Source organism: Nocardioides sp. NPDC101246, assembly GCF_044767415.1.
In the GTDB taxonomy this organism is placed as follows: Bacteria; Actinomycetota; Actinomycetes; order Propionibacteriales; family Nocardioidaceae; genus Nocardioides.
Genome location: NZ_JBIWNX010000006.1, coordinates 336822 through 348747, shown reverse-complemented (window position 1 = coordinate 348747; position 11926 = coordinate 336822). Strand labels below are relative to the sequence as shown.

The following is an 11926-nucleotide window of genomic DNA, read 5'->3' as shown; positions in this document are numbered from 1 at the left end:
GCCATCGTGGTGGTCATAGTTGCTGTCACGGCAACAAGGAGGCCAGGCCCCAAGCCGTGATACATCTGGTCGCCGAGAATAGCGGCTCGGAGTCCCGGACTCACTAGGGAGCGGGGCGATTGTCCCCACATTGGGGCGCTGAGAGGCTCGCGGACAGTGCTCCCGGCAAGCGCGACCACCGGGATTCGGCCCTACCGCCGGAGCGGGTAGCCTTCTGCGGGTGAGTCTCACCGTGCGCCCCATCACCGCTGCGGAGCATCTCGCCTTCATCGAGAAGCAACCCAGCGTGAGCTTCCTCCAGACCCCGTCGTGGGCCCGGGTCAAGACCGAGTGGCGCTCGGAGTCGATCGGATGGTTCGACAGCCTCCAGGGCGGTTCCATCGTCGGTGCCGCGCTCGTGCTGCACCGGCCGGTCCCGAAGCTGGAGCGGTTCACCCTCGCCTACCTGCCGGAGGGCCCGAGCATCGACTGGTCGGGCGACCTGGCTCCGTGGCTGGAGCCGCTGGCGGCGTACCTGAAGAAGAACGGCGCCTTCGGCATCCGCATCGGACCGCCGGTCACCACCGCGACCTGGAACGCCAACCAGGTCAAGGACGGCATCGCCGACGACACCGTGCAGCGGCTCAACCAGCTGATCCCGACCCACCGCGACGCCACCGGCGCGCGCGTCGTCTCGCAGCTGCGGGCGGCGGGCTGGCGGCTCCAGTCCCCCGAGGACGGCTTCGGCGCGGGACAGCCGCAGTACAACTTCGTCATCCCGCTGGCCCACGAGGACGGCACGCCGAAGACCGAGGACGAGGTCCTCAAGGGGATGAACCAGCTCTGGCGCCGCAACATCAAGAAGTCCGCCAAGATGGGCGTCGAGGTCTCGGTCGCCTCTCCCACCGAGCCCGCGGACGGCGACTTCGAGGGTGACCTGAGCGCGTTCCACGATCTCTACGTCCACACCGCCGCGCGCGACCACTTCACGCCCCGGCAGCGGAGCTACTTCAGCACCATGTTCTGGGCGATGTCGACCGAGGACCCGGAGCGCATCAAGCTCTTCCTGGCCCGACACGAGGGCGACCTCGTCGCCGCGACCATCATGGTCCGCGTCGGTCAGCACGCCTGGTACTCCTACGGCGCCTCCTCGACCGAGAAGCGAGACGTACGTGGCTCCAACGCCCTCCAGTGGGCGATGATCCAGGACGCCATGGCCGCCGGCGCGACCACCTACGACCTGCGCGGCATCACCCCGACGCTCTCCACCGACGACTCCCACGTGGGGCTGATCCAGTTCAAGGTCGGCACCGGTGGCCAGGCGGTGGAGTACGCCGGGGAGTGGGACCTGCCGCTGAACAAGCCGATCTACACGGCCTTCGATGTCTACATGAAGAGGCGCTGATCTCCGTATGCCGCTGAAACTGACCGTTGACGCCGATCGCTGGCGCAAGCACGTCCAGACCTTCGCCGAGGCGACTCCTGGTCTGGTCCCGGTGGCGAAGGGCAACGGCTACGGCCTCACCCTGCGCAAGCTCGCCCACCAGACAGAGTGGCTCAACGGTCTCGGCACGGGCGTCGACACGCTCGCGGTGGGCACCTACAACGAGGTGTGGGAGGTGGCGACCCGGTTCAGCGGGTCGATCTACGTCCTCACCCCGTGGCGGCCCTACTCTCCCGAGATCAACCCGGAGATCGCCGACCGGATCATCCACACCATCAGCCGCCCCGAGGACCTGCCGCTGCTGCTGGAGCGCCAACCCGGCGCGCGGGTCATCCTCGAGCTGGTCACCTCGATGCGGCGCCACGGGATGACGCCGAGCGACCTGTGGCCGACCGCCGCCGTCGCCCGTGAGCACGCCCGCTTCGAGGGCATCACCATGCACTTCGGCCTCGACGGCGGCTCGCTGGCCGAGGTACGCGCCCAGATGGACGCCGTCGTCGGCGCCGAGGCGAAGACGGTGTGGGTCTCCCACCTGAGCGCCAACGAGCTGGCCCAGCTGCGCGCTGCCTACGGCGACATCACCTTCCGGCCCCGCGTCGGCACCGCGCTGTGGCTCGGTGACCGTGGCGCGCTCACCGTGACCGCGACCGTCGAGGACGTGCACCCGCTCGAGCGGGGATACTCCTACGGTTACCGCGGCCGCACCGCGATGCGCGCCGGTCACCTGGTCGTCGCCTCCGGCGGCACCGCCCACGGGATCGGGCTCGAGGCGCCGCTGGGCGACACCCACCTGCGCTCCCGCGCCCTCGCGGTCGCCCGCGGCGGACTCGACGCCATGGGGCAGTCGCGCTCGCCCTACACGCTCGACGGCAAGGCGCTCTGGTTCGCCGAGCCGCCGCACATGCAGGAGTCGATGCTCATGCTCCCCTCGGGCGCGCGCGTGCCCGAGGTCGGCGAGGAGCTCGAGGTGCGGGTGCGCTACACCGCGACCTCGTTCGACGAGATCACCCTGGATTCCTGAGACTCCGCGCGCGCCTCGGTCCACCGGACCGGATCGCGCCACGGCTCGTAGATCTCCCGGACCACGACCACGATCAGATAGATCTCGGCAGCGACCCGGGCGAGGATCGCGAACCAGTAGACCGGCTGGTCCCCACCGCTGCCGGCCAGGAGGTCGGCGAGATACCACCAGACCGCGACGAAGTAGAAGAGCTCTCCGGCCTGCCAGATGAGCTGGTCACGCCAGCGCGGCACGGCGAGGACTGCCAGCGGCAGCAGCCACAGGACGTACTGCGGTGAGTAGACCTTGTTGACCAGCAGGAACCCGGCGACGATCAGGAAGCCGAGCTGCGCCAGCCGTGGCGTCTCGCGAGCCGTCAGTCCGATGATGAGTACGCCGCTGCACCAGGCGATGAAGAAGGCCCAGGAGACGAGGTTGACCGTCTGCGCCGAGATCGTCGCGTCGGTGGCCTGCTGGACGACGAGCCACAGCGAGCCGAGGTCGGGGCCGCGCTCGGAGTTGAAGCTCCAGAAGACCTTCCACTCCTCCAAGCCGGTGGCCAACGCGGGCAGGTTGGCGAGCACCCAGGCGAGGACCGCGGCCAGGGCGGCGACCGCCAGGTCGTAGTAGCGGCGGCGCCGGATGCAGATCACCACCAGCCCGCCGAGCAGGAAGAGCGGGTAGAGCTTGGTCGCGCAGCCGAGTCCGATGAGGATTCCCGTCAGCAGCGGCCGATCGCGCGACCACGCCCACAGCGCCCCGGCCACGAAGACCACGGCCAGCATGTCCCAGTTGATGATCCCGGTCGCCGCCAGCACCGGGGCGAGCGCGAACGCGGCCGCGTCCCAGGGCCGTCGGCGGTGCGTACGCGCCAGGAACCAGGCGGAGAGCAGCGCCGCGACCGCGAAGCCGATCACGTTGACGGCGATGAAGGTCCGGATCTCGTGGTGCATGCCGGGCAGACCCCAGAAGCCGGAGGTCTCGACGAGATGGCGCTCGTCCTCGTCAGGAGTGTCGGTCAGCCAGTCGGTGACGTGGGACGTCGCCCAGGCGTAGTAGGAGATGCCGACCGGATACTCCATCACCTGCTGGTAGCGCGCCCGGACCTCAGGATCGGAGGAGTAGGGCCACTCCTGCTCGGCCAGTCCACGGTCGACGTAGAGATAGGGCAGGTCGGAGTAGCAGAAGTGGGTGTATCTGGTGTCGCCGTTGGTCCAGGTGGCGTTGTAGCAGGTCTGCTTGGAGACCATCCCGATCGCGAACGTGAGCGAGCTCAGCAGCAGCAACAGGCCGATCGCGCTGAACCAGCGCCGTCGGCCGTGTGCGAGTCCCCCGAGAGGACCGCCCACAGCGGTGGAGGCGGTCCGGACAACCGGATCCTCCGCCGCCGGGGCGGTCACTGGACCATCAGTCACGAAGTAAGTGCCCTATTCGGTGTTAGCGCCATTGCCGCCCCCATTATTGCCATCCGCCGGTGGCGAGGACGACTCGCAATCGCCGAACCAGTCGCACGCGGTCTCGGTCACCGTCGGATCGGTCGCCTCGGGCTCGTCGGGGGTCGCCGACGGGTCCGGGTCACCCTCGGTGGCGCCGTCGGTGGGACTCTGGCTCTCCTCCGGCTCCTCGATCGGGATGCAGAGACCCTTGCGCTCGTCCTTCTTGGAGCAGTCCGCCGACTCGGTCGGAGTCGGGGTCGGAGTGGCGGTCAGCGACGGCTCGTGGCCGTCCTGCGGTGCCTCGCCGTCCTTCCACGCCGGCTCCGGGAACTCCTCGATGTCGAGGTCGTCGGTGAGTGTGCCCATGATCTCGGCCCATGTCGACGCGGGGTAGCCGGCGCCGAAGTAGGAGTCGAGCCAGCCGTCGAGCTTGCCGGAGCCCTTGCCACGGACGTACATGACCGCCGTGGCGAGCTGCGGCGTATAGCCGGCGAACCATGCCGAGGAGACGTCGTCGTCCTCGTTGGTCGCCGTGCCGGTCTTGCCGGCGGCCGGCTGGTTGATCCCGCTGACCGTCTGGCCGGTGCCGTTCTTCACGACCTGCTGCAGGGCGTACGACGTGTCGTCGGCGGTGTCCTCGGACATCGCCCGCTCCTCACCGTCACGCTGGTTCCACTCGTAGACGACCTCGCCGTCCGCGTTGATCACCTTCGAGACGAGGTGCACGGTGTTCCGCACACCGCCGTTGGCGATGGTCGCGTAGGCGTTGGCCATGTTGATCGGGCTGATCGCCTGACGACCCAGCGTGAGCAGATAGTTGTTGGGGTCGAAGTCGATCGAGTAGGCCGGGATCGAGCGGTAGTCGGCCGGCGCTCCCTCGATGTGCTGCTCGTCCGGGGGCAGACCGGACTTGACCGCCATTTCGTAGACGTCCTCACTGCCGTTGGGTAGGGCAGCCGACATCTGGACGAACGAGGTGTTGACCGACTCCTCCATCGCCTTGATCCCGGTGATGTGCTTGCCATAGCTGTGACCGGATGGGTCAGCGTCGCTCTGGCCCGAGTTTCGAACCGTGCCACCACCGGCGTACTCCAGACCTGCCTCACCGGTCCAGGTGTCCTTGAGCGAGTAGCCCGCCTCGAGTGCCGCGGCGAGGGTGAACGGCTTCATCGTCGAACCGGCCATACCGCCCGAGGCCGCCCAGTTGATCTGCGAGTCGAGGTAGTCCTGGCCGCCGTAGAAGCCCTTGAGCGCGCCGGTCTTTACGTCGACGGTCGCGGCACCCACGTGCAGCTCGTTCTCGGGGTGCTTCGCGTTGACTGCCTTCTTGTCGCTGGGACGTACGTCCGTGACGGCGTCCTGCGCGGCCTTCATGGCCTTCGCGCTGAGCGTGGTCGTGACCTTCAGGCCCTTGCTGTCGATGTCCTCCTCGGTGAAGAGGGGGTTGCCGTTGTCGTCCTTGAGGGACTTCAGCTCGTTCTTCACCAGGGTGAGCGCGTGACCCTTCTGACCACCGAGGCGGCTGTCGGCCAGCGGCTTGGGGAACTTGGGCAGCGCTTCCTTGGACTTCTCGAGGGTGGCCTCGTCGTAGTCGCTGAGCGCCTTGCCCGAGGCCTTGAGCTCACCCATGCCCTTGAGGACGTACTGATAACGGCCGAGCAGCTCGGTGCCGCCGGAGTCCTTGCCTTCCTTCTCCGGGTCGAAGCCGTTGGGGTTGTTGAGGATCGCGGTCAGCGCCGCGGCCTCCTTGATGTTGAGGTCCTTGGCCGACTTGCGGAAGTAGGTCTTCGCGGCGGCCTGGACGCCGTAGGCGCCACGGCCGAAGTAGACGGTGTTGAGGTAGCCGGTGAGGATCTCGTCCTTCGACTTCTGCCGGCTGATCTTGAGCGAGATCACCGCTTCCTTGACCTTGCGCGAGTAGGTGCGCTCCTGGGTCAGGTAGAGGTTCTTGACGTACTGCTGGGTGATCGTCGACGCACCGCCTGCGCTGCCGGTGGTGGCGTTGGTGAAGAGCGTGCGCGCGATGCCCTTGAGGTCGATGCCGTTGTTCTCGTAGAAGCTGCGGTCCTCGGCCGCCACCGCGGCGTCCTTCACGAGCGCGGGCATCTCGTCCACGCTCAGCGCGTCACGGTTCTGGTCGCCCGCCTGGAAGCGGCCGACCTCCTTCTTGCCACCGGCGTAGTAGACGAAGCTCGACTCGGCCTCGAACGCCGCGTTGGCGCTGGGGACGGAGATCATGTTGTACGAGATGATCACCGCGCCGCTGCCGATCAGCGCCATCACCAGGGCGACGATCGCCACGATCTTGCCGACCTTGCGGGCCAGAGCCTTCTTGTCCAGCCCCTCGTCATCGAAGCGGCCGTTCGGCGCGCCGGCTACGGAGTTGGGGTCGCGCGGCCCGCGACCGCCGCCGCCGCGCTCGGGACGCGCAGGGCGCTGACCGAGACGGTCGACCGGGGGCTCACCGGGACGACGGGGTCCCGGCGGGTAGGGCTGCCGCTGACCGGGGCGGGGACCGCCCGGAGGCATCGGCCGCTGGCCGCGGGGCTGGGGGCGACCAGCTGAGGGCGCGCCCTGGGGAGCGCCCTGCGGGCGGCGCGGAGCCGGCGGTCGACCACCTGGACCACCCTGCGGTGGGCGCGGTCCGCCCTGGGGTCGTCCTTGCTGCCCGCCGAGATCGGATCTGCGGGGACTGGCACTGCGGGGGCTGGGCCTTTGAGAAAAGCCGCCGGATGGGTCGCTCACGGGTGTAGCACTGCTCCTGTGACTGCCCGGCACGTGACCGGACGGGCTGACACTGACAATCCCCCGACGTCGCTGAATCCCCCCGAGGGAATCCCATCAACCTGACGCGCGACGCTTGCCTGACCTTCCCCGGGTGGGTCCTCGGGTAGGTGAACGGCAGCCATCAGCGTACGCAATCGACGCTAGCGCTCCCGCATCCACGCCCAGCGCGCGTCGAGTCACCCGACGTCAACAGTTCGGTGACGGTTGCATCGAAGTGGTCTTGTCGGGCGTATTCAGACAAGACTTAGGTCTCTATTTGCCATCGTGGATATATCGGTACGATAGGTCGCATGGCACGTCGCGCAGAGACGATCGAGTTGGCAGTCCTTGGGCTGCTGCACGAGTCGCCTATGCATGGCTACGAGCTGCGCAAGCGGCTCAACCTGATGCTGGGCTGGGGGCGAGTGCTGTCGTACGGCTCTCTCTACCCGGCTCTGAAGAAGATGCTGCGCAAGCACCTCATCGAGGAGGCGGCGCAGACCGTCACGCCGGTGACCCGGCGTCCGCGGATCGTCTACCAGCTGACACCGGCCGGCGAACGTGAGTTCACGCAGCTCATGTCCGAGGTCGGTCCGATGGCCTGGGAGGACGACACCTTCGACATCAGGTTCGCGTTCTTCGGTCGCACCGACATGGAGATCAGGCTTCGCGTCCTCGAAGGACGTCGCAGCCGGCTCCAGGAGCGGCTCGACCGGGTGCAACGCGAGCTTGCCATGACCCAGAAAGAGGTCGACTCCTACGCCCGCGAGCTTCAGCGTCACGGTGTCGAGTCGGTCGAGCGGGAGGTCCGATGGCTCTCCTCGCTGATCGACGCCGAGCGCAACCCCAAGCCTGCGATCGATGAGCAGGCAGCGGGTCGGGGGGATCTGGGGGATGACGATGGCGTACGCGACGAAGCGGACGTCTCGCGCACAGCGCAGAGCAGCCAAGAGAACGAGAAATGATCTCCGGGCCGATGAGTCGGCCCAGGAGTATTGGAAGGAGCCCCGATGGGTTCGGTTCGTGTAGCAATCGCGGGAGTCGGCAACTGTGCCAGCTCCCTGGTCCAGGGTGTGGAGTACTACCGGGACGCCGACCCGACGGCCACCGTCCCGGGCCTCATGCACGTCACGTTCGGGGACTACCACATCTCTGACGTCGAGTTCGTCGCCGCCTTCGACGTCGACGACAAGAAGGTGGGCAAGGACCTCTCCGAGGCGATCAACGCCTCCGAGAACAACACCATCAAGATCGCCGACGTCCCGTTCAAGGGCGTCGAGGTCCAGCGTGGCCCCACGCTCGACGGTCTGGGCAAGTACTACCGGCAGACGATCTCCGAGTCCGGCCTCGACCCCGTCGACGTCGTCTCGATCCTGCGCGAGAAGGAGGTCGACGTCCTCGTCTCCTACCTTCCCGTCGGCTCCGAGGAGGCGGACAAGTTCTACGCCCAGTGCGCGATCGACGCGGGCGTCGCGTTCGTCAACGCGCTGCCGGTCTTCATCGCCTCCGACCCCGAGTGGGCCAAGAAGTTCGAGGACGCCGGCGTCCCGATCGTCGGTGACGACATCAAGTCGCAGGTCGGTGCCACCATCACGCACCGCGTCATGGCCAAGCTGTTCGAGGACCGCGGCGTCGCGCTGGACCGTACGTACCAGCTCAACGTCGGCGGCAACATGGACTTCAAGAACATGCTCGAGCGCGAGCGCCTGGAGTCCAAGAAGGTCTCCAAGACCCAGGCGGTCACCTCCAACCTCAAGGGCGAGCTGGCCGACAAGATCGACGACCGCAACGTGCACATCGGCCCGTCGGACTACGTGCAGTGGCTCGACGATCGCAAGTGGGCGTACGTCCGGCTCGAGGGCCGTGCGTTCGGTGACGTCCCGCTCAACCTGGAGTACAAGCTCGAGGTCTGGGACTCCCCGAACTCCGCCGGCATCATCATCGACGCCGTCCGTGCCGCCAAGATCGCCAAGGACCGCGGCATCGGCGGCCCGATCATCCCGGCCTCGGCCTACCTGATGAAGAGCCCGCCGGTTCAGATCGAGGACACCGAGGGTCGCGTCCAGCTGGAGGCGTTCATCCGCGGCGAGTGACCTGCCGCCGTTGAGCTGCCCCGGGTGCCTGGCACCCGGGGCAGTCGCATTTTCGACCGCGGGGTCAGAAGCGGATCGCGTCGATGATCTTGACCCGCGCGGCGATCATCGCCGGGAGGATGCCCGCGATCGCGCCGACCGCAAGGGCGACGGCGAGGCCGAGGAACGCCGCCGAGAGCGGGAAGGGCGGGACGTCGTCGATGCCCTGGAGGAAGTACTTCTCCACCAGCGGGTTCTTGACGGCGGCCACGGCCAGGAGCACGCCGATCACACCCGCGACGACCGTGGCCACGACGCTCTCCATCAGCACCGAGAAGAACACCCGCCCCGTGGTCGCGCCGAAGCTGCGCCGGATCCCGATCTCCCGGATCCGCTGCTGGATGGTGACCAGCGCGATGTTGAGCAGACTCAGGGCGCCGAGCAGCAGGATGATCCCGGCGATCCCGATGATCACCCACTTGATCGGGCCGATCGGGTCTTCACCGCCCCACGCCATGTAGTCGTCGCGCTGGGCGTCGACCTGGAGCCCCGGGAGCTCGGCGCGCATCGCCATCCCGATCTCGTTGGCGAGCTCGTCGGCGCCGTCGATCGGCACCCACATCTCGTAGCTGGCGTCCGTGGGTGCTCCGGCCTGCCAGTGCTCCAGCGAGTCGGCCAGCATGAACGCACGCGGCGTGCCGTAGCCCCGCAGGCTGGTCACGCCGACGATCGTGGCGGTCACCGACATCCCCTGGCCGTCGAGCTCGACCGAGGTCGGCAGCGGCGACCCCTGCAGACCGAGCTTCTTCGCGAAGGTCTCGTCGATCACGAGCGCCGGCGAGAGGCGCTCCCCGTCCGATTCCTCGAGCCAACGGCCCTGCGGCACCACGACCCGATGGATGGCTGCGTACCCGGGGTCGACCCCCATCAGCTCGACCCGCTTGCTGCTGCCCGCGGTGGTCGCCTTGATGTCGTAGGCGGAGATCCTCGCCGATGCGTACGTCACGTCGAACCGCTCCGCGACCGTCTGGAACGCGGGCCGGACCCGCTCGACGGAGAGCGGCATGCCGCTGCTGTCGTCGTAGGCGAAGATCGAGATGTGCGCCGGTCGCCCGTCGACCTCGTAGGACTCGGTGAACATCTGCTTCGCGATCTGGCCGGCGGCGACGGTCGCGGTGATGGAGGCGACCGCGACCGCCACCCCGACCAGCGACAGCAGCACCCGGAGCTTGTGGATGCGCAGCTCCTGCCAGGCCTCGACGGTCGAGGCGGCCAGACCGGTGGCGAGACGCGTCAGAGCCGTCCTCACGCCACCGCCTCCTCGGTCAGCGGGTGCAGCCGTCCCTCGGCGAGCCGGAACCGGCGGCGGGCCAGGGCGGCGACGTTCTGATCGTGGGTGATCGTGATCAGCGCCGCGCCGGAGTCGTAGGTCGCCTGGTCGAGCAGCTTCATCACCATCGCGCCGGTCTCGACGTCGAGCGCTCCCGTCGGCTCGTCGGCCAGGACGACCGACGGGGTGCGGACGAGGGCGCGGGCGATGGCGATGCGCTGCTGCTCGCCGCCGGAGAGGAACTGCGGCATCGCGTCGAGCCGGTCGCCGAGCCCCACCTTGTCGAGCATCGTCGCCGCGATCCGGCGCCGCTGCCAGAACTCCTTGCCCGAGGCGTACAGGAGCGGGGCCATCACGTTCTCCAGGGCCGTACGCCCCGGCAGCAGGTTGAACTGCTGGAAGACGAAGCCGACATCGCGCCCGCGGATCCGGGCCGCCTGCCGGTTGCTGATGTCGGTGACGTTGCGACCTGCCCACTCCAGGATGCCTCCGGTGGGCCGGTCCAGCAGGCCGAGCAGGTTCAGCAGCGTCGACTTGCCGGTGCCGGAGCGGCCGACGATGCCGACATGGTCGCCGCGGCGTACGTCCAGGTCGACGCCGGTCAGGATGTGCAGGTCCTCGCCGTCGGGGAGCTCGACCGTACGGGCCACACCGGTGAGCCTGAGGAGCTCCTCCGCGCTCACATCTCCCCCGCGGGCATTTCCTCGGACATGCCGTCGTCGGCCGACTCCTTCGAGCCGGGGACGTAGCGCAGCACCGAGTCGCCGGCCTTCAGCCCGCTGGTGACCTCGACGAGCTTGCCGTCCGTCACGCCGAGCCTGACCGGCTGCTCGGTCGGGGTGCCGTCCTCCCCGACGACCCAGACGCTGCCGTCGCCGACCAGTCCGGTGACCGCGGTGACCGGGATGGTGACGACGTCCCCGTCGCTCTTCCCTGCGTCGATGGCCATGGTCATCGTCAGACCGTCGAAGACGGTCACCTTCCCGGGCACCAGGCAGCTGATCCGGGCGCCCGCCCCGGAGTCGCCCTCGGCGCCCTGCTCCCCTTCCATCATCTCGCCCTCGGGTGCGTCGCTGGTGATCGTCTCCGTCGCCGCGTCGCCGATGCTCAGGTCGGTGCAGGTGAACGGCTTCGGGCCGCCCTCGATGGTCACCGTCGCCCGGTCCGGGTTGCTCGCCAGCCGGTAGCGGTCCAGCGGCGAGATCGCCCCGACCGCGTGGAAGGTCGTGGGACGGATCGAGACGACCACCCCGTCCTCGCTCACCTCGCCCATCAGCTCGGCGGCGTAGTTGCCGACGATGCCGGTGGCGGGGGCGACGACGGTGTACCAGTGATAGACCGGCTTGGGCGGCGACGGCTCGACCGGTGCGTCGTCGCGATCACCGTCGCCGGTCGCGTCGTCGACCTTCCCGGGCTCCTCGACGGGCTCCTCGACGGGCTCCTCGACGGGCTCCGCGACCGGCTCCTCCTCGGCGCGCACCTGGAAGAGCTTGTCGCCCTTCTTCACCCGGGCGCCCGTCTCGGCGAACCTGTGGGCCAGCACTCCGGTGACCGAGCTGGTGGCCGAGACCGGCTTGTCGATCACGATCGTCCCGTCCACCGTGAGCGAGTTGGAGATGGTGCCCTTCTCGGCGACGACCTCCTCCGGCGGGATCTTCCCGGTCGGTGTCAGTGGCGCCCCGTCGGCATCCTGCGTCGAGCCGGTGAAGGCCAGCTTGAAGAGGCTCACTGCGATGGCCAGGCCGATCACCGCCCAGAACGACTTGAAAAGTACGCGGCGCACCGCCGTCTTCGACATGCCCGGACTGTAGCCCCGGCTTCGGGGGCTCGGCGGCCGAATTTTCCGTCGGGTTGTCAACACTCCATCCACGTACGTCTCGAACACGTGTTCCATCCCCT

Annotated in this window: 9 protein-coding genes; 4 read left to right on the top strand and 5 right to left on the bottom strand. The window is 68.3% G+C overall.

The genetic code is table 11. The features are described from left to right. The first annotated feature begins 220 nt into the window (after positions 1-220). Together ACIRON_RS13780 and ACIRON_RS13775 are read left to right on the top strand one after the other, a co-directional pair. Entirely contained in the window at positions 221-1384 is a 1164-nt protein-coding gene (locus ACIRON_RS13780; protein ID WP_402992843.1) for a lipid II:glycine glycyltransferase FemX, read from the top strand. A gap of 7 nt (positions 1385-1391) precedes the next feature. Further along, a complete protein-coding gene (locus ACIRON_RS13775) occupies positions 1392-2444 on the top strand; it encodes an alanine racemase (protein WP_402992842.1) in 1053 nt (350 codons plus the stop codon). On the opposite strand, the gene ACIRON_RS13770 is transcribed toward ACIRON_RS13775, so the two are convergent. Continuing rightward, positions 2402-3838: a glycosyltransferase family 87 protein gene (locus ACIRON_RS13770; RefSeq protein ID WP_402992841.1), complete on the bottom strand. Its 1437-nt coding sequence runs from the start codon at positions 3836-3838 to the stop codon at positions 2402-2404. The two genes, ACIRON_RS13775 and ACIRON_RS13770, sit on opposite strands and share 43 nt — an antisense overlap. Before the next feature lie 12 nt (positions 3839-3850). Continuing rightward, positions 3851-6388 carry a transglycosylase domain-containing protein gene (locus ACIRON_RS13765; protein WP_402992840.1) on the bottom strand — a complete coding sequence of 846 codons (2538 nt, stop codon included), beginning with the start codon at positions 6386-6388 and terminating at the stop codon, positions 3851-3853. Positions 6389-6936: 548 nt separating this feature from the next. Here ACIRON_RS13765 and ACIRON_RS13760 point away from each other — a divergent pair. Both ACIRON_RS13760 and ACIRON_RS13755 read left to right on the top strand, forming a co-directional pair. Then, positions 6937-7590 (top strand): PadR family transcriptional regulator, encoded by a 654-nt coding sequence (locus ACIRON_RS13760; protein WP_091044095.1) that lies wholly within the window; start codon positions 6937-6939, stop codon positions 7588-7590. 45 nt (positions 7591-7635) lie between these two features. After that, positions 7636-8718, top strand: a complete 1083-nt coding sequence (locus ACIRON_RS13755) for an inositol-3-phosphate synthase (protein ID WP_091044093.1) — start codon at positions 7636-7638, stop codon at positions 8716-8718. A gap of 64 nt (positions 8719-8782) precedes the next feature. Here the strand turns inward: ACIRON_RS13755 and ACIRON_RS13750 are convergent, their stop codons facing one another. From ACIRON_RS13750 to ACIRON_RS13740, 3 genes are read right to left on the bottom strand one after another with little or no spacing between them, the layout of a single operon-like run. Further along, the gene (locus ACIRON_RS13750) at positions 8783-10006 is read right to left on the bottom strand and encodes an ABC transporter permease (RefSeq protein WP_402992839.1); all 1224 of its coding nucleotides are present in this window, start codon (positions 10004-10006) and stop codon (positions 8783-8785) included. Then, positions 10003-10710: an ABC transporter ATP-binding protein gene (locus ACIRON_RS13745; protein WP_402992838.1), complete on the bottom strand. Its 708-nt coding sequence runs from the start codon at positions 10708-10710 to the stop codon at positions 10003-10005. Before ACIRON_RS13745 ends, ACIRON_RS13750 begins: the two co-directional genes overlap by 4 nt. After that, positions 10707-11825, bottom strand: a complete 1119-nt coding sequence (locus ACIRON_RS13740) for an efflux RND transporter periplasmic adaptor subunit (RefSeq protein ID WP_402992837.1) — start codon at positions 11823-11825, stop codon at positions 10707-10709. Before ACIRON_RS13740 ends, ACIRON_RS13745 begins: the two co-directional genes overlap by 4 nt. Between the last annotated feature and the right edge of the window lie 101 nt (positions 11826-11926).